Annotated in this window: 21 protein-coding genes; 20 read left to right on the top strand and 1 reads right to left on the bottom strand. The window is 56.2% G+C overall.

Annotation, left to right across the window (positions count from 1 at the left end; genetic code table 11):
* Window positions 1–8 precede the first annotated feature (8 nt).
* From IDH45_RS28185 to fabI, 4 genes are all read left to right on the top strand, one after another.
* Window positions 9–326 carry a hypothetical protein gene (locus tag IDH45_RS28185; RefSeq protein ID WP_190931491.1) on the top strand — a complete coding sequence of 106 codons (318 nt, stop codon included), beginning with the start codon at window positions 9–11 and terminating at the stop codon, window positions 324–326.
* Window positions 327–433: 107 nt separating this feature from the next.
* Window positions 434–1,249 carry an alpha/beta hydrolase gene (locus tag IDH45_RS28180; RefSeq protein ID WP_190931490.1) on the top strand — a complete coding sequence of 272 codons (816 nt, stop codon included), beginning with the start codon at window positions 434–436 and terminating at the stop codon, window positions 1,247–1,249.
* Between the two features lie 128 nt (window positions 1,250–1,377).
* A complete protein-coding gene (gene uvsE, locus IDH45_RS28175) occupies window positions 1,378–2,346 on the top strand; it encodes a UV DNA damage repair endonuclease UvsE (RefSeq protein ID WP_190931489.1) in 969 nt (322 codons plus the stop codon).
* An 84-nt stretch (window positions 2,347–2,430) separates the two neighbouring features.
* On the top strand, window positions 2,431–3,201 hold the full coding sequence (gene fabI, locus IDH45_RS28170; protein ID WP_190931488.1) for an enoyl-ACP reductase FabI: 771 nt from the start codon (window positions 2,431–2,433) through the stop codon (window positions 3,199–3,201).
* 208 nt (window positions 3,202–3,409) lie between these two features.
* Here the strand turns inward: fabI and IDH45_RS28165 are convergent, their stop codons facing one another.
* Complete coding sequence (locus tag IDH45_RS28165) at window positions 3,410–4,762, bottom strand: globin-coupled sensor protein (RefSeq protein ID WP_190931487.1); 1,353 nt, start codon at window positions 4,760–4,762, stop codon at window positions 3,410–3,412.
* Between the two features lie 407 nt (window positions 4,763–5,169).
* Here IDH45_RS28165 and IDH45_RS28160 point away from each other — a divergent pair, with 407 nt between their 5' ends.
* The 16 genes from IDH45_RS28160 (at window position 5,170) to IDH45_RS28085 (ending at window position 24,009) form a co-directional block, all read left to right on the top strand.
* On the top strand, window positions 5,170–5,976 hold the full coding sequence (locus IDH45_RS28160) for a sulfite exporter TauE/SafE family protein (RefSeq protein WP_190931486.1): 807 nt from the start codon (window positions 5,170–5,172) through the stop codon (window positions 5,974–5,976).
* A 292-nt stretch (window positions 5,977–6,268) separates the two neighbouring features.
* The gene (locus tag IDH45_RS28155) at window positions 6,269–7,144 is read left to right on the top strand and encodes an inositol monophosphatase family protein (RefSeq protein ID WP_190931485.1); all 876 of its coding nucleotides are present in this window, start codon (window positions 6,269–6,271) and stop codon (window positions 7,142–7,144) included.
* A gap of 639 nt (window positions 7,145–7,783) precedes the next feature.
* Window positions 7,784–8,737, top strand: coding sequence for a ComEC/Rec2 family competence protein (locus tag IDH45_RS28150; RefSeq protein ID WP_190931484.1), 954 nt, complete (start codon window positions 7,784–7,786; stop codon window positions 8,735–8,737).
* Window positions 8,738–8,823: 86 nt separating this feature from the next.
* Window positions 8,824–9,375 carry a glycerol-3-phosphate responsive antiterminator gene (locus tag IDH45_RS28145; protein WP_190931483.1) on the top strand — a complete coding sequence of 184 codons (552 nt, stop codon included), beginning with the start codon at window positions 8,824–8,826 and terminating at the stop codon, window positions 9,373–9,375.
* 181 nt (window positions 9,376–9,556) lie between these two features.
* Window positions 9,557–10,885, top strand: coding sequence for an ABC transporter substrate-binding protein (locus tag IDH45_RS28140; protein ID WP_223837030.1), 1,329 nt, complete (start codon window positions 9,557–9,559; stop codon window positions 10,883–10,885).
* A 5-nt stretch (window positions 10,886–10,890) separates the two neighbouring features.
* The gene (locus IDH45_RS28135) at window positions 10,891–11,853 is read left to right on the top strand and encodes a carbohydrate ABC transporter permease (protein ID WP_190931481.1); all 963 of its coding nucleotides are present in this window, start codon (window positions 10,891–10,893) and stop codon (window positions 11,851–11,853) included.
* Entirely contained in the window at window positions 11,843–12,700 is an 858-nt protein-coding gene (locus IDH45_RS28130) for a carbohydrate ABC transporter permease (protein ID WP_190931480.1), read from the top strand. Before IDH45_RS28135 ends, IDH45_RS28130 begins: the two co-directional genes overlap by 11 nt.
* A gap of 86 nt (window positions 12,701–12,786) precedes the next feature.
* Entirely contained in the window at window positions 12,787–13,581 is a 795-nt protein-coding gene (locus IDH45_RS28125) for an HAD family hydrolase (protein ID WP_190931479.1), read from the top strand.
* 206 nt (window positions 13,582–13,787) lie between these two features.
* Window positions 13,788–16,541, top strand: a complete 2,754-nt coding sequence (locus IDH45_RS28120; RefSeq protein WP_190931478.1) for a CHASE3 domain-containing protein — start codon at window positions 13,788–13,790, stop codon at window positions 16,539–16,541.
* A gap of 3 nt (window positions 16,542–16,544) precedes the next feature.
* Window positions 16,545–17,426 carry a CheR family methyltransferase gene (locus IDH45_RS28115; protein ID WP_190931477.1) on the top strand — a complete coding sequence of 294 codons (882 nt, stop codon included), beginning with the start codon at window positions 16,545–16,547 and terminating at the stop codon, window positions 17,424–17,426.
* Window positions 17,427–17,529: 103 nt separating this feature from the next.
* On the top strand, window positions 17,530–18,123 hold the full coding sequence (locus IDH45_RS28110; protein WP_190931476.1) for a nitroreductase family protein: 594 nt from the start codon (window positions 17,530–17,532) through the stop codon (window positions 18,121–18,123).
* 939 nt (window positions 18,124–19,062) lie between these two features.
* Entirely contained in the window at window positions 19,063–19,875 is an 813-nt protein-coding gene (bioD, locus tag IDH45_RS28105; protein WP_190931475.1) for a dethiobiotin synthase, read from the top strand.
* A gap of 80 nt (window positions 19,876–19,955) precedes the next feature.
* Complete coding sequence (gene bioB, locus IDH45_RS28100; RefSeq protein ID WP_190931474.1) at window positions 19,956–20,948, top strand: biotin synthase BioB; 993 nt, start codon at window positions 19,956–19,958, stop codon at window positions 20,946–20,948.
* A gap of 41 nt (window positions 20,949–20,989) precedes the next feature.
* Window positions 20,990–22,270 carry an aminotransferase class I/II-fold pyridoxal phosphate-dependent enzyme gene (locus IDH45_RS28095; RefSeq protein ID WP_190931473.1) on the top strand — a complete coding sequence of 427 codons (1,281 nt, stop codon included), beginning with the start codon at window positions 20,990–20,992 and terminating at the stop codon, window positions 22,268–22,270.
* Between the two features lies 1 nt (window position 22,271).
* Window positions 22,272–23,090 carry an alpha/beta fold hydrolase gene (locus IDH45_RS28090; protein WP_190931472.1) on the top strand — a complete coding sequence of 273 codons (819 nt, stop codon included), beginning with the start codon at window positions 22,272–22,274 and terminating at the stop codon, window positions 23,088–23,090.
* Window positions 23,077–24,009, top strand: a complete 933-nt coding sequence (locus tag IDH45_RS28085) for a methyltransferase (RefSeq protein ID WP_190931471.1) — start codon at window positions 23,077–23,079, stop codon at window positions 24,007–24,009. The genes IDH45_RS28090 and IDH45_RS28085 overlap by 14 nt, the downstream gene beginning before the upstream one ends.

The following is a 24,009-nucleotide window of genomic DNA, read 5'->3' as shown; positions in this document are numbered from 1 at the left end:
ATGATGCAATGGGCTTTCAATCGGAATTCAACTCCGTCTGCAAGTTCAAGTCGGACCAGGAGCTGTACGAACTGCTGGAGTACGGCAGAGGGAAGATGGTTAAGAAAGGGTTCCGCGTCTACCCGACCGGGCAGAAGGTTATTGCTTACACGCCTAACAACGTAGCGGTGGCGATCGTGAAGATCGTCGTTTCGATTGCGGAAATCAATTTTCAGGGCGAAGAAGTAACCGAAGTGGAAATGGAGCTCGTGCGCAAGCTGACCGAGGAAGAGTCCCGCATTCAGACGTCGCTTGCCCACGAAATGTTTTTTGGCGACAGGCAGTAGAAGGAAGCGGCCGGGAACCAAACGTCAGTTGACCATGCAAACAGATTGCCCGCATAATCAGTCATCCGAGTGTGAAGAACCAACCTTAGGGAGAGGCGGACTTTACAATGACGATCGAACTATGGCCGGAGGGCGCGCCATATCGGGCGGGAGAGACCGAGGAGGATTACCCTCGCCTGATTGCGTTTCCGGTTAGCGGCAGCAACAAACCTGTAGGATGTGTAATCGTATGCCCGGGCGGAGGGTATGCCCGCAGAGCGGATCATGAGGGAGAGCCGATCGCCAGATGGCTGAATTCGCTCGGCATCGCCGCGTTCGTGCTGCATTACCGGGTGGCTCCTTACCGCCATCCCGTGCAGCTCGGAGATTGCCGCAGAGCGATCCGCTGGGTGCGGAGCCACGCGGAGGAGTACGGCATCGATCCGGACAAGATCGGGATTTTGGGCTTCTCGGCTGGCGGACATGCCGCCGCGATGGCAGGCGTCCATCACGAGCCGGGCGATCCCGGGGCGGCGGACCCGATCGAACGGGTCGGTTCCAGACCGGATGCGCTTGTGCTCTGTTATCCCGTAATCTCGTTTGTTCAATCCTATCATCAGGGATCGATGAACAATCTTCTTGGACCGGAGCCGTCTCAAGAGCTTCGCGAGCTGATGTCGGGTGAGCTCGCGGTCAACAGCGAGACGCCGCCTACGTTTTTGTGGCATACGGCGAATGATGGGGCCGTCCCGGTGGAGAACAGTCTGATGTTTGCTGCGTCTTTAAGCCGGCACAAGATCCCGTTCGATCTTCACGTCTACGAAAGCGGCCGTCACGGCCTCGGTCTGGCGGAGACGCACCCGGAAGCGTACGCATGGACGCTGGAATGCGCCAACTGGCTGCGGAAGCAGGGATTTGCTCCCGAAGCGGCTTCGGAGGCGTAGTTTACGAAGAAGAAGTTCGCCGATGTCGGGCCGGCTTGCTCGGGGGCGGATTATGGTTTTCCTCCGTAAGGGCATCCTACTATAGAGGTTTCCATTTCTATATGAGGTTCCGATGGGAGGATTGCCGCTTGATCGTCAGACTCGGATATGTAGCGATGTCGACTATTGTCCAGAACGCTTCGCCGTCCAAAACGATGACTGCCACTTTTTTCAGGAAGCTTCCGGATCGTGAAGCGGCGATTCGCAAGCTGGAACGGATTGCGGCCGAGAATTTGCATAACACGCTCAGGCTGCTCAGACATAACCGCGCTTTTGATATTCGGATGTACCGCTTTTCGTCCAAGCTGATCCCCCTGATCGGTCACGAGCTGCTCCAAGGCTGGGACCCGTTTCCGGCGCTGGAGGACGATTTCCGGGCGATCGGAGATTATGTCCGGGAGCATGATATGCGAGTCAGCTTTCATCCCGATCATTTTACGGTATTAAGTACGCCTAGGCCGGAGGTGCTGCGCAATTCGGTTGACGATCTGCGGCGGCATGTCCGGATGCTGGATGCCATGGGACTGGACGAGCGGGCGATGTGCAACATCCATGTCGGAGGTACATACGGGGACCGGGTGCAAGCCCGCGACCGGTTCGTCAAGCAGTTTCTGGAGGTGGACGGGCCGATCAGGCGCCGCATCACGCTGGAGAATGACGACAAGACGTTCACGGCGGAGGAAACGCTGGACATCTGCGAAGCGGTAGGGACGCCGATGGTGCTCGATATCCACCATCACGACGTGAATCCCGGGGAACATACTGCCGGGCAGCTGTGGCCGCGGATCACGAATACTTGGGCGACCCGGGCGCTGCCTCCCAAGATCCACATGTCCAGCCCCAAAAGCCTGAAGGATGTCCGGGGTCATGCCGATTATGTAGAAGCGGACAAGCTGCTGGCCTTTCTGCGAATGGCGGCCGAAGCGGGTACGGAACGGCTTGATGTGATGCTGGAGGCCAAGATGAAGGATGCGGCTCTGCTCCGGCTGATGGAGGATATACGGAACAGAAGCGGGATTCGGATAGCAGATCAGGCTTGTTTCGAGATCAGGGCTTGATCCGGATGGGAAAATAAGGTACGTTGAAAGAGGAATTAACCGAGCTGTGACCATTTGTTCATTGTCGAGAGGGGAAACGAAACGATGAGTCAATTGCTGGCAGGTAAAAATATATTGGTCATGGGTGTCGCGAACGATCGCAGCATCGCCTGGGCGATCGCCCAATCGCTTTCCGCTCAAGGAGCGCGTCTTGCATTTACGTATGAGAGCGAGCGGGTAGAGGAGCGGGTCAGCAAGCTGGCCGCCACCATCCCGAATTCGATCGTGCTGCCGTGCAACGTAACCGTCGATTCGGAAATCGATACGCTTACCGAGAAGCTGAAAGAGCATTTCGGCGTTCTTCACGGGTATGTGCACAGCATCGCCTTCGCACGGACCGAGGAACTGGAAGGACTGTTCGTCGACACGTCCCGTGACGGATTCGCGCTTGCGCACGATATCAGCGCCTACTCGCTGACGGCGGTTGCCAAGCGGATCTATCCGCTGATGACCGAAGGCGGAAGCATCATGACGATGACGTATCTCGGAGCCGAACGCGCGATGAAAAACTACAACGTCATGGGTGTCGCCAAGGCGGCGCTGGAAGCAAGCATCCGTTATCTCGCGAACGACCTCGGCCAATTCAACGTCCGCGTCAATGGCATTTCGGCCGGACCGATCCGAACGCTTGCGGCCAAAGGCATCAAGGACTTCAATTCGATCCTGCGTCAAGTCGAGGAGAAAGCTCCGCTGCGTCGCACGACCGAGACGGCGGAAGTCGGAGACACCGCGATGTTCCTCATGAGCGACCTGTCCCGAGGCATCACCGGCGAAGTGATCCACGTCGACAACGGCTATCATATTATCGGAGTTTAAACGAATTACCAACAAAGCCATTCCAGGGGATTCTGCCCCCCGGGATGGCTTTTCCTAATGTAACGGCATCTAAGCGCTAGGCGACTCGCCCGGTAAGTGCTGCCCGGTTACGGTCCTTCTAGACTTTATCAATTGGACAGTCCTGAAAATGACGGGGGAAATACCTGTCTGCCATGTCAACGGGTTCCTCGGCTGCGCATTGGCCTCACTAATAATTCCGCGTCGTCGCATCCAGCCGTTCGGCGGATACGGCGGCCCGGTGCGTCGCTTCCTCCATCTGTTCGATGGCGTGGGCGAGCTGCTTCATTTCCTGCTTCGATTTGCTGATTTCAGACAGCCCGTTCTCGAGCGACTGCTCGATTTGAGCGAACGTTTCCTTCGTAGTATACGACTCGTGCCTCCCGGCCTCGACCTGCTGCTGCACGTCCTGAATCGAGTCGATCACCTGCTTCGTATATTCGTTCGACTGTTCGATCAGCTTGCTGATTTGACGCACCTCTTGCTGGGTATGGTCGGACAGCTTTTTGACCTCCTGGGCGACGACGGAAAAGCCCGCTCCGAATTCTCCGGCCCGCGCCGCTTCGATCGCCGCATTCAGCGACAACAGATTCGTTTGACTCGCTATATCTTTTACGATCGTCACGATGCTGCCGATCTGCCGCGACGATTCCTTAAGCTGCATCACTGCCCGTTCCACCTGCAGCGAGCTTTGGCGGATCAGCTCGATGCGCGCCTGCAGCTCCGAAACCTTCTTCGCGCCGTCTTCCGCCAGACTCCTGGATTCGTTGGCCCGGTCCGTGCTGTGCGTGACCGATTCGTTCACTTGACTGCTGGCTGCAATCAGCTTGTGGGTCGAAGCGTACGTTTGCTCCGTAATAGAGGCCAGTTCTTCGCTAATTGTGCTGATCGAATGCTTCAATTCCTTCTTGATCCGCTCGTACTGGAGCTCCCGAAGCTCTACATTTTTTTTCTCGTAAGCCTCCAATACCAGCTGCTGCTCGAAGTTAAGCAGCTTGGTAATCGACTTTCCGACGGTTAAGCTGTCTTCTCCGTTACGAAGATAAGGTAAAAGGACAGTGAGAAGCGTATTCTGCAAGTTTTGAAAAGCGCCCATATACCATTTGGGCGTAAGTCCGATCCGCTGATGAACCTCGGCGATCTTCAGCCGCTTTTGTACGAATTCGGCATCCAGCCTGCCGTCGAACATCTCGATCAGATGCTGGCGAAGCGTTTCCCTTAGCCGTTCGACTGTGCTGTGGCGCTCGATAATGTCTTTAAGCCCGTTAACGGCTATGACGGTTTTGTAGAAATCGTCCACGATCTCGTCGATATGTTCCATAATAAAAGGCTGAATGCTTTGCAGAAGCCGCAAATCTTCCTCGGTCAGCGCAATCATCCGAAGCTGGGCCGTTATTTGGGAGTCTGCGAATACTTCCAGCTTGACGGTATCGTTTGCCGGCGATGTAGACGGGAGAGTTATGCGGGATGAATGCTGCGAATACTCTTTTTTTACAGACGGCTTCAAGAGTGAAGTCAAGGCATGATACGGACACTTTTTCATACGGATGGCCCCTTCAAGAACAGAGTTACTTGATCTTCATAATTGTACACTATTTCGATAAAAAGTTATACAATATTTATACAGAAATTATGCAACCAAAACCGGCTGAATCCCAAAACCGAAGAGCGGCCATTCTAAAAAAGATAAAAGCAGACAGTTACACCGCTCCGTACAATACATTTTCCGGAAGCCTCAGTTGACCCTCTGGCCGGAAAAAACCATTGTGACTTGATACTGTGTATATTGTAACTCAGATTACGCAATATTCTAAGAGCTTCTATTTAGAATTAATGTTATCCCTGAATCATTTCGGGTGCGCGAATTGTTATGGGAACGGGGACAAGCGATTGACGAACGGTGACCGGATTGCTACATTAAGGAAATGACATTGCTGCGGAGGGATTCGTATGACCGGCTTCCTGTTGCTGCTTCTGCTCGGCGTCGTGTCGGCGACGTTTGGAAGCATCGTTGGTTTGGGCGGGGGCATTATTATCGTGCCTGCGCTTCTATATATTGCACCGATTTTTCTGGAGCGCGACATCTCGACGGCGACGGCGGTAGGGACTTCGCTGACGGTATTGATTTTTACCGCGCTGTCTTCGACGTTAACATTTATGAAAGAGAAGAAGGTGGACTTTCGAAGCGGATGGCTTTATTTTACGACGAGCGGACCGGCTGCGATGATCGGGGCTTCGCTGACGGGCAACTTCGCGCCGCGCCCGTTCGAGCTGTCGTTCGGCTTCTTCATGCTGTTCATGGCGCTGCTGCTTATGTTTCGCAATAAGATTAAGCCGGCGGCCATCGACTGGAGCATCAAGCGATCCTATACGGATCTGCAGGGGAACTCGTACGAATACGGTTATAATATCGCATTAGCGTTAACGGTCGGATTTGGCGTCGGCTTCATCTCGGGCTTGTTCGGCATCGGCGGCGGATCTCTGTTCGTGCCGGTTATGGTGCTGCTGTTCCGGTATCCGCCCCATGTGGCGACGGCCACGTCGATGTTCGTCATTTTCCTGTCGTCCATCCTGGGCAGCATTACACACGGTTTTCATGGCGAGATCGATGTGTACAGTACGTTGGCTCTCGCACCCGGAGCGTGGGTCGGCGGCTGGCTGGGCGCCCGGATCGTGCGCAAGATGAGCGGCAACGCCTTGCTGTGGGTACTGCGCATCACGCTGATTGTGCTGGCGCTCAAAATGATCTGGGGTTAGGAAACTAGCGGGAAGTTGTACGATTCGCCGAACGATTTTGGGTGAAACTCCGAGGACAATCTGGCGTAATTATACTATACTTACTAGTAGAGGTTGTTCAAAAAGCCCGCTTTTGATCACGAAGCAGATCAGAAAGCGTACTCGACATCGAATATTGAATTCAGCCGGAAATTCCGGTGCTCACGTAGCTTTCACTACGCTCCGCTCCTCATTTCCTAGCTTCATCCAATCTTCTCGGTGCTGAAAACCGGACTTTTTGAACTCGTACTAGTATCGCAACGTATCGATAGAAATGAGTGATCTACCGTTGAGCAATGAGCCAAAACCAACCTTTACAGTAGGCGGCAAAAGCTTCACCGCCGTTGCCATCAATACCGCTGCCAAGGCCGGCGAATGGATCAAGCTGAAGCTTGGCACCCATGAGAGACTGACGCTGAAGAGCACGCCGCACGATCTCGTCACCGAGGTGGACAAGGGTTCGGAGACGATGATCCGCAACTTGATCAAAACGCATTTTCCGCATCATACGATACTCGGGGAAGAGGGAGTGGCCCCGGGGGCCGACGCCTCCGCTAAAGCTCTCGAGACGATGAAGGATAACGAATATTTATGGATCGTCGATCCGATCGACGGCACGACTAACTATGTGCACGGCTTTCCGTTTTTCTCGGTATCGATCGCGCTGGCGCACCGGGGCGAAGTGATTGTCGGCGTCGTGTACGATCCGTGCGGGGACGAGCTGTTCGTCGCCGAGAAGGGCAAGGGCGCTTATCTGAAAGGGAAGCGGATGCAAGTATCGGGAGAAGCGAAGCTGTCCGATTCCTTGATCGCGACCGGATTCCCGGCAGACAGCGATTTTGCGCTTCCGCTTAATTTGAAAGGCGTTCAGGCGGTCGCCCCGAAAGCGAGAAACATCCGGGTGGCCGGCTCGGCGGCGCTTCATATGGCTTATGTAGCGGCCGGAAGATTAAGCGGCTTCTGGGAAATCGGGCTGAACAGTTGGGATATCGCCGCAGGCTCCCTGCTTGTCAGCGAAGCGGGCGGCCGGGTAACCGACACGTCCGGACAGCCGTACACGCTGGCGGTTCGCCACGTGCTCGCCACGAACGGGACGGTTCACGACGAGCTGCAGACGACGTTGTCCGAGGCGGGCGCGACGGGGGCGTGACCGAGCTCAGTCATCGCAGCCTGCGAGTAAGTACCCATAAAGGCTGTCCTCCCAGTCAAACGACTGAGGGCGGTCTTTTTTTATGGAGTATTTTCTTCATCCGTACTAAAGCAGAAGAAGAGGATCGCCTTCCTTGTCGGTCAGCGAGTGCCGGAAGCCGCCTGTTTTTTTGGGGTGGCCGTTTTGGCATTCTGCCCTGCTTCAGGCGGGGAAGGAGCCGAACCGAACCGATTAAGAGCGGTTTGTGGACCGTTAAAATAGGCGAAGGCGGGCGAACACGACCTGCTCACCGGAATGAGGGTCACGGGTTACCTCTGAAGTTGAATGGTTCCGCATAACCTATCCGCGTGGGGCTGGAGCCAGTATGCTGCGCCCCCATTCCCATGCAAACGTACGGGTTTTCAAAGTCAAAGGCGCCTGAGCACTCCTCTTGCGCTTCTTTACGATTTATTTACAACCAGTTAACACGGTTCGAACAATTGCCAAGTATAGTAACCGTATCAGCATGTTCGGGTAGAGCCTAGAGAAAACCCGCGGCGCTTGCAGCTTCTATTTGTGTATTTCGGATGGAGGCGGCTTGTGTTCGGGTTTTTTTGTGCTGTTCATCAATCGAAATACGTCCGGGGGGAACATCAAGAGATGAAACGTATACGCAACTGGCTCCGAAAGCTTGCAGTCCCGGCGGCGCTGGGAATTAGCCTGCTCCTTGCGGCCGGCTGCTCACCGACTTCCGCCGTCGAATCGGGAAACGGGCGGACCGCCGCGGCGAAAGCGCCTTTTTACGACATGGCTTCGAATCAGGGAAAGCTGTCGATCCGCTATTTTCATTTGCAGTCGCAAGAAAAGTCGGGGGACGCGATCCTGATCACGTCGCCGGAGGGCAAGCAGCTGCTGGTGGACGCCGGAATTCCGGAGACGGGTCCTAAGCTGGAGGAGCAACTGACGAAGCTGGGCGTGAACAAACTCGACCTGGTCGTGAACACGCACCCGCATATCGATCATATCGGAGGGCTGACGACCCTTTTGCACACGAAGACGGTTGATCGGTTGATCCATAACGGCATTCCGCATCAGACGGAGACGTACCGCAAAGTACAAAGCATCCTTCAGGAGAAACAGATCCCCCATGAGGCGGCAGCCGAAGGAATGAAGATCGAATGGTCGCCTTCCGTCTCGATCGAAGTGCTGAACCCGCCGCAAGGCACGACGCCGGACAAATACGAGAAGTGGGGAACCGAGGAGCACAACAATCATTCCCTCGTGCTGATGATGGCATACGGAGACAATCGCATCCTGCTCACCGGGGACCTGTACAAGACGCAGGAATACGCCCTTGCGGACAAATACGGCGGCAAGCTGAAGGCCGATCTGCTGCACGCTCCCCATCACGGGGACATGACGTCCTCGTCGGGCACGTTCATCAAGGCGGTCAAACCGGGAATCGCCGTGTTAAGCGCCAATTTCCTGCAGAGCATGGACGTGCTGAAACGGTACGAAAAAGAAGGCGCGACCGTGTACAACACCGGGAAAAACGGGCATCTGCTGTTCGTCTCAGACGGCAAGACGTTGTCGGCCTATCCGGAGAAGCCATAGCAAAAGGTTAACATTCGCTTAACATTTCTCGAATATTGCGATTATAGTTGTCGTTTACAATGGCTTACGAGGAGGAGGACTAGTCAATGGTACAAACAGAAGAAAGCGGGCTTCCGATTATAGCCTCCATCACGAAGCCGGAGCAGATTGCAGCGGCGGCGGCCAGCAAGGTGAAACGGGTGATCCTGATGACCGGCGATATCGTGAGGCTGGCGGATATTCGAAATCGGCTGCACGAGTCCGGGAAAGAAGTGTTCGTTCATTTGGAGATGGTGCAGGGGCTTGGCCGGGACAGTTCCGCGGTGCAGTATTTGGCGGAAACGTTCGCGGTCGACGGGATCGTTACGACGAAGAGCAACGCGATTGCGGCGGCCCGGCAGGCGGGTATTCGCTCGATCCAGCGGATCTTCGCCATCGACAGCGCAGCGGTCGAAACAGCGGTGAAAATGATCGGCCAGGTGATGCCGGACGAAGTGGAATTGATGCCGGGACTAATGCCCCGCGTTATCCGCGATCTGAAGGCGAGACTGAATCGGCCGTTAATAGTAGGCGGGCTAATCCGCAGCGAGGAAGAAATCAGAATCGCGCTGAACAGCGGCGCGGACCATGTCTCCATCGGAGACCAGCGGTTTTGGTAAAGGATCGGCTTTCGTTCAGAAGTGCGCCTCGGGTGGAGACGACGAGAAAACCCAGCGGCATGCGGACGTCCAAGCGATTCTGCGGGGGTGGTCTGTCTAGTCGGGCTTGATCGTGTCTTTTTGGTGTGTCTGGAAACGAAACAAAAACCGCGGTTTTCAATTTGGAGAGGAGACGATGTACATGAACACGAACGTGAAAAGATGGGTTACTCCGGTATTGGTAGGCGTACTTACAGCCGGTTTGGCGGCGTGCTCGAGCGGAGGGACACCGGCCGGGACGACGGGGGCCGGGGCGGCGCCGGCTGAGGCGAAGCCTGACACGACTCCGGTTACGATTCAATATTGGCATGCCCATGCGGAAGCGCAGTTGGCCGGATTGAATGATAGGATCGAGGAGTTTAAGAAGAAATACCCGCATATTACGGTAGAGCCGGTGTATCAAGGAGCGTACGGCGACCTTCATAAGAAGCTGCAGGCGGCTGTAGCGGCCGGCGATGTGCCTGCGGTGACGAACGTTGAGGTGGCGTCGCTGCCGAACTTCGCCGACGGCGGGGTATTCGCGGATCTGACCTCCTGGATCAAGCGCGACAAAACCGATCTGAACGATTTCTCCAAAGGCATGCTGCAAGCTTACGCTTATAACGGCAAACAGTACGGCTTCCCGCTGATCGTCAGCACCAGCGTATTCGTCTACAACAAAACGCTGCTCGACGAGCTCGGTGTAAAGCCTCCGCAAACCTGGAGCGAGATTGAGGCATTCAACCAGAAGGTAACGAAAAAAGAAGGCGACAAAACGACGCGTTACGCTTTCTCTGTGCCAGGCTGGGATACGTGGTATTACGATCCGTGGATCGTGAACGGCGGCGGCAAAATTTTGACAGGCGATATGAAAAAGTCGGCGATGGATACGCCGGAATCGCTGCGGTTTATCGAAAACTTCAAAAAGTGGAAGCAAGAGGGCAGTATGCATATCGGGTACGGCAAAGGCGCCTCCGACAATATGCGCCAAATGTTCCTGAACGGCGAAATCGCCATGGTGCAGCACACGTCCGCTCTACTCAAGATGTACCGCGAGAACGCCAAGTTTGAGGTAGGCGTCTCGTTCCTGCCGGGCGACAAGACCCGCACCTCCAATATCGGCGGCGCCGGAATCGTCATGATGGAAGGCGCGAAGGCCAACCAGAAGGAAGCGGCTTGGAAGTTCATCGAGTTTATGACGTCCGCGGAGCCGAATATCAAGTGGGCGGAATCAGTCGGCTACCTGCCTACGCGTAAATCCGCGATAGCTTCTTCCGAAGGAGCGGAATATTTCAAGAGATGGCCGCAGTATAAAGCGGTATTCGATAATTTCGACAGCGTCACTCCGCGCCTGCAGCATCCGGCTTACCCGGAATTCAGCAAGCAGTATATGGAAGTAGTGGGACGTCTGGCGCTTAACAATGAAGATCCGGTTCCTCTGATGAAGGAGGCGTCCCAGAAAATGAACGACGTCTTGAAGGATTATGAGTGATGTCGATGGAGAGCTACGTAACGACTAACGGAGAGGGGACGGTGGCGGCATCCGGCGGGATCGCCGCTTCCTCCCGCCTTCGCGGCGGGCGCAAATGGATCGGGGCGTTGAAAGATTTTTCGTTCGCTTTGCCGGCACTGGTCTTCATGGGCGCTTTCCTCTATTATCCGCTGGCGTATTCGATCTATATCAGCTTTACGAATTGGAACATGACGAGGCCGGTCAAAAAGTTTGTTGGGGCGGATAACTATACGCGTCTGCTGACGAGCGCGGATTTTTACCAGTCGTTGAAGGTGACGATGGTATACACGGTGCTGGATGTGGCGTTTACGCTCGGCATCGGCCTGCTGCTGGCTCTGCTGTTCAACGTGGCGAACTCGAAGCTGTATGCGTTTATGCGCGGCGTCATTTTTATGCCGTATTATATTTCGATGGTTATCGCCGCGATGGTATTTACATGGATCTACAACGGACAATACGGTTTGCTGAACTATATAATGGGGCTGCTGGGGCTCGATGGGGTCAATTGGCTCGTTAACCCGGCTACCGTCATTCCCGCGCTTGTCGCGGTGTCGGTATGGAAGGGCGCGGGCTTTGCGATGATCTTGTTCATTGCGGGCATGCGCGGCATTCCGCAGGAATATTATGAAGCGGCCGCGATCGACGGGGCGGGCAGGGCGCAGCAGTTCCGCCATATTACGCTTCCGTTGCTGTCGCCGATGACCTTATTCCTGCTGATTACGACATTTATCTCCTCGATGCAAGTATTCCAGTCGATCGACGTGATGACCAACGGGGGACCGCTTCAAGCTTCCAATGCGATCGTCTACTGGATCTACACGATGGCATTCTCGGAGTTTAAGACCGGACGCGCTTCGGCCCTTGTCATCATTTTGTTCGTCATCATCCTGCTGCTTACGCTCCTTCAATGGGCAGTCGGCCGGAAGAAGGTGCACTATGAGGGATAGCCGGATGGCCGGACAAGGAAACGGCAAGCTCAAGTACGTAGTTCGAGGCGTTATCGCGCTTCTTGTCGTAGTGGTGATGTTTTTTCCCGTCTACTGGCTGGTCATCAGTTCCTTGAAGACTCAGGCGGAGATGCGGATGGCGATTCCGACCCTGTGGCCGCAGTCGTTCGCGTGGGACAACTACGCGGAGGCGTTCCGCGTCATTCCGTACGCGCGCTTCTTCGGCAATACGCTGCTGATGTCGGTCGGATTGATCGTGCTCCAGCTGAACGTCGCTCTGATGGCCGCTTATGCGTTTGCCAAAGGGACGTTCTGGGGCAAGGAAGTTTTGTTTTTCCTCGTGCTCGCCGCGATGATCGTGCCGGACCAGGTTACCTTCGTGCCGGTTTACGTGATGATGTCCAAGCTCGGCTGGCTGAACACGTTCTGGGCGCTGATCGTCCCGCACGGCGCCTCGGCATTCGGCATTTTCCTGCTCCGGCAGGCGTTCAAGTCGCTTAACAACGACGTGCTCGAGGCGGCGCGGGTGGACGGGGCCGGCCGGTTCGGGATGCTCTACCGGATCTTGCTGCCGATGGCGATGCCGACGGTCGTCACGCTTGGCGTGCTTATTTTCATCTCCGGCTGGAACTCTTATTTCTGGCCGCTGATTATGACCAATACGAACGAGATGCGGGTGCTGACGGTCGGCATTACGATGCTCCGGGATTCGATCGCAGGGAACGAGGCGATGCATTTCCATGTCATCATGGCGGCAAGCGTCATGGCGATTTTACCGATTGTGGCCGTATTCGCTTCGATGCAGAAACATATTGTAACGGCGATGGCCAATTCGACTTTCAAATAACGCGCCGCAGGTTTCGGGAGCGGGCGGAGGACGGAGAAAGCCTGTTCACCTTGGTCGCGGGGCCAAGGAGAGAATAATACTACAGCATGAGCAGCATCCGATTGATTGTAAGCGATCTGGACGGGACGCTGCTGTCCCCGGACCACAAGCTTGCGCCGGAAGTAGCAAGCAGTATTCGCACATTCGTCCGGAAGGGCGGATACTTTACGATTGCGACGGGAAGGCCGCTGCTGACGGCTAGGCGGGTGATCGAGCAGCTCGGCATCGAGATCCCGGTCATCCTGTGCAACGGGGCGGTCCTTGCCGCTCGCGGCCGGATTCTGGAACAGAACGGCTATGAGGCCAGTCTGACGGCGGAGCTGCTGGTCGCCGCGCACGAAGCCGGCCTGAACGTATTGCAATTCCGTGACGAGCGGATCGGCGTCTTCGGCCGGACTCCGGCAATCGTGACGTTCGAGCATAAGGAGCAGGTGGCCTGCACGCTGCTGTCCTCAGCCGACGAAGGGTGGCGGCAGGGCGAGCTGGATAAAGTCATCCTGCTCGGCGACATCCGCCTGTCCACACAGCTATGGAAGCGCTGGGAGCCGCTGCTGGGCGATCGGATCGCCGCGCTTCAATCGGAAAGCGACTATCTGGAGCTGATCCCCGCGCGAATCGACAAGGGCACGGCGCTGCGCAAAGTGGCTTATGTGCTCGGCGTCGAACTGGCCGACGTTTTGGCGATCGGCAACCAGCTCAACGATTTGGCGATGCTGAAGACGGCGGGCGTAGGGATCGCGGTAGCGAACAGCCCCGACGAGCTGAAGGCGGCGGCCGATTACGTCACCCGGTCGCCGTACGGAGAGGGTGTCGTCGAAGCGATCGGACGTTTTGGACAATAAGCGTGTATGTCCGTTCTTGCAAAATGGTGTGTATGAGAAAGAGACTCGCAGAGACGAAGAGCTGTGGAGTCTCTTTTTTATGTAACTTAAGAAATGGCCAAATTGTGTCGATCTATAGTATGGTAGTATGATAATAGTCAAAAGGTTGGATTATTCGACGTTCAACGGCAATTTATCCTCTACAAGAAAAGGCAGGACACAAGGTAATGGCAAACAGGTTCAGATTTGGAATACGCGCCAAAATCGTACTTGGCTACATGGTGAGCATTATCTGTTTTGTTGTCTCGCTAATTATTGTCGATCAACAGATGACTTCCATGCAGGAGGAGCGGAATTACGTCATTGAGCACGATATGGCGGTAATCGATATAACGAACCGGATCGAAAAACATCTGCTCGACATGCAAACCGGCCAGCGCGGTTATTTGATTACAGGCGACGCCGCTTACCTCGAGCCTTATACGGCCGCCAAGGCGGAATGGCAGAAGGACTATATCCGGCTGAATCAGCTCGTGTCGGATAACCCGAGCCAGCAGCAGCGGCTGGAGACGGTCAAGTTAACGATTGAGCAATGGATCGAATCGGCCGGGGAGCGGGCTATCGCGTTGAAGAAAGCGAACGATAACGCGGGAATCGCCGAGTTTTACAGGAAAGATCCCGGCAAAGTTTACATGAACGAGATGCGTTCACAATTCGACATCTTCCGCGAGAATCAAAATCAGCTGACCCAGGAGAGAGCGGCGGCCTTAAACGATCGGAATGCCGCTCTGAAGACGGCTTTGTACGTGATGCTCGTTATGGTGACGGTCATATCGGCCGCTGCGGCAACCCTTCTTTCCGGCTCGATCCTGAGGACGATTCATGCGGTTACGCAAAGCATTAAAGAAATTTCCACTTCGGTTGGAGGCATGCAGCGCCGCGTCGAAGTAAGCGCCCGGGACGAGATCGGCGATCTGGGGACCGCGATGAACGAGCTGCTGGAGGACCAGGAGCAGAAAAACTGGACGAAGACGAAGCTTGCCGAGGTCATCAGTATGTACCAAGGGGTGACCGATCTTTCGTCGCTCGGTCATTCGTTTATCGATAAAATAACGCCGCTGCTCGATGCCGTATACGGTGTCTTGTACGTAGGTACAGGCCGCGGGGAGCAGCGCAAGCTGATCCGGGTAGCCTCTTATGCGGGGGAGGGCGAGCTGGCAGTCAGCCCGGAGGCGATCCATCCGGGAGAAGGGCTGGTCGGGCAATGCGCCAAAGAAAACCGGATGTTTCATCTGGAGCATGTTCCGGACGACTATATTCGGATCGCTTCCGGTCTCGGGAGTGCTGTTCCGAAGCAGGTGCTGATCGCTCCGGTCGAGTTCGAGGGACGGGTTACGGCCGTGCTGGAGCTGGCGACGCTGCATGCGTTCACGCCAGTTCAGCTGCAACTGCTCGATGAGATTCTGGATACGTTCGGCACGACGATCGACAGAGTCGAGAACCAGATGGAGATCGAGCGGCTGCTTCGCGAATCGCAGGCGATGACCGAGGAGCTGCAGTCGCAGGCGGAGGAGATGCAGGTTCAGGCCGAGGAGCTGCAAACCCAGCAGGAGGAGCTGCGCGTCTCGAACGAACAGCTGGAGGAGCAGAACCGGTTCGCCGAGGAAAAATCGCGGGAGCTGGAGAAGATCCGGATCGAGCTCGAAGAATATACGGAGCAGCTGGAGCAGAGTTCGCAGTACAAGTCGGATTTCCTGGCCAATATGTCCCACGAGCTTCGGACGCCGCTGAACAGCATGCTGATCTTGTCGCAGCTCCTTGCGGAGAATGCCGAGCTTGGCACCGAGGAGAGGCAGTATGCCAAAGTCATCCACTCGTCCGGCAACGATCTGCTTACGCTGATTAACGATATTTTGGATCTGTCCAAGGTGGAAGCCGGCAAAGTGGAGATTGTACCAGAAGAGATGAGCGTAACTGAGTTTCCGCTCGTTATGGAATACCAATTCGGCAAAATCGCCGAACAAAAAGGGGTTCGTTTCGTTACCCGCATGGAGCCGGACGCTCCGGCGATTTTTTGGACGGATGAGCATCGGCTGCATCAAATTGTGAAAAATTTGCTGTCGAACGCATTCAAATTTACTGACAGCGGGGAAGTCGTTCTGTCGATCCGCCGGGCCGACCCAGCCGTTGTGGCGGACGCTCTGCCGGAATGCCCGAACGAGACGGTGCTGGCGATATCCGTGGCGGACACCGGCGTCGGCATCCCCGCAAGCAAGCGGGACATTATTTTCGAAGCGTTCCAGCAGGTCGACGGGACGACAAGCCGCAAATACGGCGGTACGGGACTCGGGTTATCGATCTGCCGCGAATTCGCCAATCTGCTTGGCGGGACGATCCTGCTCGACAGCGAGGAAGGACGGGGCAGCACGTTTACGATCCTGCTGCCTCCGCTCGGTCAGACGAAATCTCATGAGTCGGCTATGATGCTCAGCGAGGCGTCGGCGGCGGCTGAGTCGGCGGTTGAGGCAGCGTGCACAGAGGGCGGCGAGGGCCATATCGAAGAAAACCGGGTGACGTCGGCCTCGATACACAAGGAGATTTTCAAAAACAAAAAAGTGTTGGTTGTGGACGACGACGCACGCAACCGGTATACGCTGCAAATTTCGCTGGAAGCGGCAGGCATCGAGGTCACAGTCGCGCACAACGGGCAGGAATGCATGGAGTCGCTGCACAGGGAGGCGGAGAAATTTGATCTGATCCTGATGGACATCATGATGCCGGTTATGGACGGCTACACGACGATGCGCCATATTCGCGAAATGCCGGAGTTCGATGCGGTGCCGATCATCGCGCTCACGGCCAAAGCGATGAAGTATGACCGGGAGAAATGTCTGGAAGCGGGAGCTTCGGATTATATAAGCAAGCCATTAAATATGAATCAGCTGTTCTCGCTGATGCGGGTTTGGCTGACGAAGGTGTGAACGATGAATACGGATGATCTGAGGCTGCAACCGGCGGACCTGGAAGCCGAGGAGACCCACACGAGCGAGCTCGAGAAGATCGAAGTCAGCTTATTGCTGGAAGGATTGTACCGTCTGTACGGGTTTGATTTCCGGAATTATGTGCGTACTTCCATTACGAGGCGGATTATGAACCGGGTCCGGATGGAGAAGCTGCCGTCGATAACCGCGCTTCTGGACAAAGTGCTTCACCATCCCGACATGGCGAAGAAGCTGCTGGGCGACTTTTCGATTAATGTGACCGAGATGTTCCGCGATCCCGCCTTTTTTACCTCTTTCCGCCAAAATGTCGTTCCGCTGCTGCGCGAGCTGCCGGAAATCCGCATCTGGCACGCCGGCTGCTCGACGGGAGAGGAAGTTTATTCGATGGCGATCCTGCTGCAGGAGGAAGGGCTTGCCGCGAGAACGCAGCTGTTCGCTACGGATATGAACGAACATGCGCTGGAACGGGCGCGGGCAAGCGCATTTCCGCTGGCGCGGATGCAAGGCTATACGAAAAATTATTTGCTGGCAGGCGGCAGTCAGGAATTTTCGGCCTATTATACGACGGATCATGAATTTGCCTATTTTCAGCCGGAGCTTAGCCGGAACATTCATTTCTTTCAGCATAACCTCGTGACGGACCGGTCCTTTAACGAATTTCACGTCATTATTTGCCGCAATGTGCTGATCTACTTCGACACGGTTCTGCAAAATAAGGTGCACAGCCTGTTCGACGAAAGCTTGCATCCGACCGGGATTCTTGCGCTCGGCAGCAAGGAGTCGCTGTTAGCCGTCCAGCAATCGGGGCGCTACACGGCGATGGACTGCTCGCAGAAAATATACCGCAAAGTGAAGACGGTTTAGGGAAAAATCCATATGCTCCGGGATAAAAGTCCATTGTCAGGTTACGTTTGGGCATGCTACATTTGATGAAAATGATTTTCATTATCAAATGGAGGTGCGGCTGATGACCTTGGAGACAACCGGAACGGAGCTGGCCCGAATTGTAAAAGAAAGACGGACGGTGCATCAATTCGAATCCAAAGAGGTGGAGCTCTCGCTGATCCAGGAGCTGCTGGATACGTCGGTATGGGCGCCGAACCATCGGCTGACCCAGCCGTGGCGTTTCGTATCGGTGAAGGGGGAAGGCCGCTCGCGCATAGCGGAGATAGCCCGCAAAAATGTGGAGAAACGTGAAAGCGATCCGGCGAAGCGGGAGGAGATCGGGCAGAAGTTTTATAAGAGGTTTATGAACGTGCCGGTGATCCTGGTCGTCGTTCAGAAGGAGAATCCGAATCTGGCCGTGAGGGAGGACGATTTCGCTGCAATTTGCTGCCTGATTCAAAATTTCAGTCTGCTCGCCTGGGAGCAGGGGCTCGGCCTCGTCTGGGAGAGCTATCCGCTGCTGACGCAGGCGGAATTCCGCGAGACGCTGGGCATCGGGCCCGGGGAACGGGCCGTCGCCAGCCTGCATATCGGCTATCCGGCCAAAGTGCCGCCGGCCCAGCCGCGTACACCGGCGTCGGAACTGCTGACGGTGATCGATACGCCGTCGTCATAATGCGCCGCTTCGGCGGGAGGCAAACTTTAAGATGGTTAAGCTTGTTCAGGTGCCCTGCGGGGCGCCTTTCTTTTATTTGAGGCAGTAATGGGCCGCAAAAAGGCTGGGGGGAGGCGGGAATGGGAGCAAGAGAGTCGAAAGCGGAGAGTGGGGAGCAGAGAGCAGAGAGTAGAGAGCAGAGAGTAGAGAGTAGAGAGCCGGGAGCCGGGAGTAAAGAGTAAAGAGTAACGAGTAGGGAGCAGCAAGCAGGGGCAGGAGACTTGGGCATGCGGTAGTCAGCGGAGAAAGCAGCTTTTCCACCGCACGAAGCCTCCTTCGCAGGTGCTCTGCGTCACACGACGGTGGCCATCCGCGATTTAGCCCCCTTGACGAGAAATAACGGCCTTTAGCACCCCCCATTTTGTGGAAAACACCTTTGCACTGGCGAATACGAGCGATTTGTAGCTTTTATTTCAGGGCTAAACTCGGAACTTCGGCGGTTTCCCCAAAGTAAGGGTCTCTAGCATACTCTATTTGGCGCAAAGGTTGGTTTCCCCTCGAAATAAGAGATGCAAAAGGCTGTTATTTGTTTCCGAAGCGTTCCTCAACGTGCCCGCAATAGACTGCTATTTGTTTCTACAGCCCCTTTCCGCTCCCTTTCCCCCAGCGTCCAACCCATCCGTTTGTTTTCGACAAGTCTCACCCCCGAGGTTTCTTACGGTTTTCCATATGTCCTCCACAGTCTTGCAAGGTCTCCGGACGAAGCGCCACTCCCGCCTGTTGCCCCTGCTCTTCGCCGCGTTTTCAAGTTGATTTGCAAAAATAGTCATTGTCGCTGCCGCAAAGATCGTGTTACAATCGGTTCTAGCCTAATTGTTAACCTTGTAATATAGAAATAGGTTAACAATTAAACTCCATTAGACGCTGACAACACGAACACGATCTGGAGGAGGATTCACGATGATGAACCGCAGAGGTTTGTTCATTACGGGAACCGACACGGGAGTCGGCAAGACGAGCGTGACGGCCGGCCTCGCCGCAGTATTGCGGGAGCGAGTCCCGATAAGGGACGGATACAACGCCGGGAACGTGCAGGTATGGAAGCCGGTACAAACCGGGATTCCTTCTGCCGAAGCTCCGGAATCGGACAGCTATCGCCTTCGCAAGGAAGGCGGGCTGGCGCAGCAGGAACGGGATATCGTGACACTGACGCTGCCGGACCCGCTGGCGCCGTGGATGGCGGCCCGCCGGATCGGCGAGACGATCGATGTGGACGCGCTGCTTGCAGAAGGGCGGAGCAGGCTGAGTGCCGGAGACTTCCTGCTCGTCGAGGGGGCGGGAGGGCTTGCGGTGCCGCTGACGGAACGGCATCTGGTGGCTGATCTTGCCGCAGGTCTCGGTCTGCCGCTGCTGATCGTGGCGAGACCTGGACTAGGGACAGTCAACCATACGCTGCTCACGGTTGCTGTGGCGAAGCAGTTCGGGATTCCTGTCGCGGGAATTATACTTAACGGCTATAAGCATACAGTTACGGATATGCCCGCTGTCCGGGAAAATGCGGAGATGATCGAGACGTTTTCCGGTATCCCGGTCGTCGGTCTGCTGCCATGGCAGGAGGAAGCGGAAAGCGGCCATCCAGCAGGCGATGCGCGCGAGAACACGGCCAGTAAGCCCGCGGCCACGGCCGGCCAACCGAAACTGGGCGAAACGCCGAACCGCTGGGCGGACGTTGTCCGGTCTGCGATCGACTGGGAGACGTTATTGCAGCTGTAATTCATACATAAATTACCTTTTTGCAAAGTGCGACAGGTCGCACATTCACCACTGAAATCCAATGGTCGGAGGAGAACTTAATGATCGCATTGCGTTCGAAATGGGACTTGTTTGCAGAGAAGGCGCTGCGCGGCGAGCTGCTGAGTGTGGAGGAGGGGCTTGCCGTATTGGAGGCGGATGACGATGAACTGCTGCCGTTGCTACACGCCGCTTTTCAAGTCAGGAAGACGTATTACGGCAAAAAAGTGAAGCTGAACCTGATCATCAATGCGAAAAGCGGGTTGTGTCCGGAAGACTGCGGATATTGCTCCCAGTCGATCGTGTCCAAAGCGCCCGTCTCGAAATACCCGCTGCTGGAGAAAAACGTACTGATCGACGGCGCCCGGAAGGCGATGGAGTTGAAGGTCGGGACGTATTGCATCGTAGCGAGCGGACGCGGTCCAACAAGCAAGGAATTGGATCAAGTCGTCGATGCGGTGAAGGAAATCAAAGCGACGATGCCGATGAAAGTATGCGCCTGCCTCGGGATTTTGTCGGAGGAGCAGGCGGGGCGGCTGAAAGAGGCGGGCGTCGACCGGTACAATCATAACCTGAACACAAGTGCAGGCAACTTCGCGAATATTACGACCACTCATACGTATGACGATCGGGTCGCCACAGTGGAGAAAGCTAAAGCTTCCGGCATGTCCCCTTGTTCCGGGTGTATCGTAGGCATGGGGGAGACGAACGCGGAGATCGTGCAGATCGCTTATGCGCTGCGGGAGCTGGACGCCGACTCGATTCCGGTCAATTTTCTCAACTCCATCCCGGGCACTCCGCTGGAAAATAACCGGGAGCTGAATCCGCGCAAATGCCTCAAAGTGTTGGCGCTGTTCCGGTTCATTTGCCCGACTAAGGAGATCCGGGTCTCGGGCGGACGGGAAGTCAATCTGCGTTCCTTGCAGCCGCTTGGCCTGTATGCCGCCAATTCGATTTTTGTCGGCGACTATTTAACGACGGAAGGTCAGGAAGCGCGAGAGGATCACCGGATGATCGAAGATCTCGGCTTTGAGATTGAACGATGCGCACTGTGAGGGGAAGCAATCCGCACGGATAAGTAAGGGATGAGGAGAGAATGGACCATTTGCAATGGATGCGCGGCGAGCTGGACCGGCTGGCGGCCGCCGGGCAGGCCCGAGCTTTAACCGAAAGCGCCCCGGCACGGAGGGAAGGCTGGATCATCCGAAACGGACGGAGCATGCTTAATTTGGCCTCCAACCATTATCTGGGTCTCCATCACGAGGTGAACGAGGAAACGTTGTCCCGCTGGAACGATTACGCAGACCGAATCCGCGCGGAATCGGGCTCGGGAGCGGAAATGGCTGCGACGGCTGGAGCGGTGGGGAGCGAAGCGGGGAAATTCGGCGAACCTGGCGGCTCACCGATCCGGACAGGCGCGACCGCATCGCGGCTGATCGTCGGCGGAGATCCGATTCTCGGAAGCTTCGAACGGGAGTTCGCGGCGTACAAAGGGACGGAAGCGTGTCTTCTATTCGGCAGCGGCTTCATGGCGAATGTCGGAATCATCAGCGCGCTGGCAGGACGCAACGACCTGATTTTCAGCGATAAATACAATCATGCGAGCATTGTGGACGGGGCTATTCTTAGTCGGGCCAAGGTGTTCCGATACCGGAACCGGGATATGAACCATCTGGAGCAATTGCTGCGCAAGGCAGATCCTGCAAAGCACAAGCTCGTTGTGACCGACTCGGTTTTCAGTATGGATGGCAGTATCGCGCCGCTTCGCGAGCTGGTGGAGCTGAAGGAGCGTTACGGCGCGATGCTGATGGTTGACGAAGCCCATAGCGGGGGCGTGTTCGGACTCCGGGGGGAAGGATTGGCCGGAGAGCTCGGATTAGCACAGCGGGTCGATGTCCACATGGGGACGTTCAGCAAGGCATACGGCTGCTATGGCGCTTATGCGGCAGGGCCTGCCCTGATGATCGACTATCTGATCAATAAGGCCCGGAGCTTGATCTATTCTACGGCGCTGCCGCCGATGCTCGTGTATGCGATCCGGGATCAATGGAACATCATCCGGACGGAAGGCTGGAGAAGAGACGCGTTGCTCGGCAAAGCGGACTGGCTGCGCGGCGAGCTGCGGAGCGCCGGCTTCGACACGGGAGACAGCGAGTGCCACATCGTACCGGTTATCGTCGGGGATAACGAGCGGTCGCTTGTGTTCGGTTCGAAGCTGCAGGAGGCGGGCATCGCGGCGGTGCCGATCCGGCCGCCTACCGTACCGGAAGGGTCGGCGCGGATTCGTTTGACGCCGATGGCTACACACCGGGACGACGATTTGAGAATGGCGCTCGATACGATCGTGAGCATCGGCCTGGAACTGGGGGTTATTTGACATGGAGCGGACGAGACCGTCCGTAGTATGGATACATGGCTGGGGACAGTCGCCGCGCGTATGGGATCAGTCGTACCGGTGGCTGCCGGATGCCCGGCACAGTTTGTTCACCTATGCCGACTGTGATTCCGTCGGACAGATGCGCAGCCGTCTGCATCAGACGGTGAGCGGGCTTACCGGCCCGGTTTATGTAATCGGCTGGTCGCTCGGGGGGATGCTGGCGCTGGAAATGGTGCTGGACAGCTGGGAATCCGGGCTGCGAACCGCTCCGAATCCGGGGGATTTTCATTGTCGGATCGAGCGGTTGGTGCTGGTCGGTGCAACTCTGCGCTTCGTGGCGGAGGATCGGGCGAGCGGCTGGCCGGAGCGGGTGGTGAGGCGCATGCGCTCTCAGCTTGCCGACAAGCCCCGTGAGACGCTGCAGAAGTTCGCGGAGTCGATGTTTTCCGAGCGGGAACGGCGGAACCAGGAAGTTGTCGTCGCGCAAATGTCCGCCGCTGGGGCGGATACGGATTTCACACCAGGGGGGCTGGACACCGGTCTGGCTTACTTGGCGAAAACGGATTTGACGCAGCGGTGGCAAAGCTTCATTCGAAGCAGGGAGACAGGCGGCGAAGACAAATCCGGTAAAGCCCGAATCGCAGCTCCTCAAATGTTGTGGCTGCACGGCGAAGAAGATCCGATATGCCCGGCAGGTGCTCTTCAAGCCGTCCCTGCATCGATGAAGGTGTTATTTCCGGGAGCGGGCCATGCGCCGTTTTGGACAGAGCCGGACCGTTTCGCCGAACAGTTGAGGAGAATCGCTCATGAACATCAATAAGTCGCTCGTGCGCCGTCATTTCGACCGTCATGCTTCGGAGTACGAGCGTTATGCGGACGTTCAGAAAGAAATGGCCGAGGATCTGATCGCTCATGCGATGGAACGGCTTGGGGCGAGAGGGGCCGAGCGAGTCGAACGAATTTTGGAGATCGGATGCGGGACCGGCCGATTGACGGGGATGCTCGTATCGGCTTTTCCGAATGCGACGATTGCGGCTGTCGACTTGTCGCCGAATATGGTGGAGGCGGCCCGGCATAACTTGCGGCGCACCCGGCCGGACCGGGCAGATCGCGTATGCTGGATAGAGGGAGATGCGGAGAAGCTGCTGGCCGACGGCTCGGAGCTGCGGTGTTCGGTGGAAGCTGCCGGATGGGATTCTGTCTCTGGCGATGATCGGCGGCCGGACGACCCCATGCCGCTCCCGCCCTTCGACCTGATCATCTCCAACGCCGCCTTCCAATGGTTCAATAAGCCGGCAGAGACGGTGGCAGCTTGTATCGATCTGTTGGGCGCCGATGGAGGCGTGCTTGCTTTCTCTTCCTTTGGGCCGGGGACCTTTCACCAATTGCATGCTTCCTTCGCGGAAGCGGAACGGCAGTTAGACGCAGCACCGTCGCCGCACGGACAGCGATTTCTCGGACAAGACGAGTGGAGAGCGTGTGTGGAAGGAGAAGCCGGGGAGTTCCGTTGGAGCGAGTCGGTCCGGACGTTCGTGTATGCGGATGTTCGCACATTTCTTCATCAGGTGAAACGGGTGGGGGCGGGCAATGCGGTGACGGGAAGCCGGAGCGGAGTCGGCGGCCGAAAGCTGCTGGAGACGATGGAGCGAATTTATACCGAATCTTTTCCTGCCGGTGGCGGCGGAATCGAGGCCGATTATGAGATCGGATACGGAACGTTTGCAAGAGGCGAAAAATGA

The sequence above is a fragment of the Paenibacillus oceani genome (assembly GCF_014705615.1).
Classification (GTDB): Bacteria; Bacillota; Bacilli; order Paenibacillales; family NBRC-103111; genus Paenibacillus_AB; species Paenibacillus_AB oceani.
The sequence above is the reverse complement of the archived record's forward strand: the minus strand, read 5'-3'. Positions and strand labels throughout refer to the sequence as shown.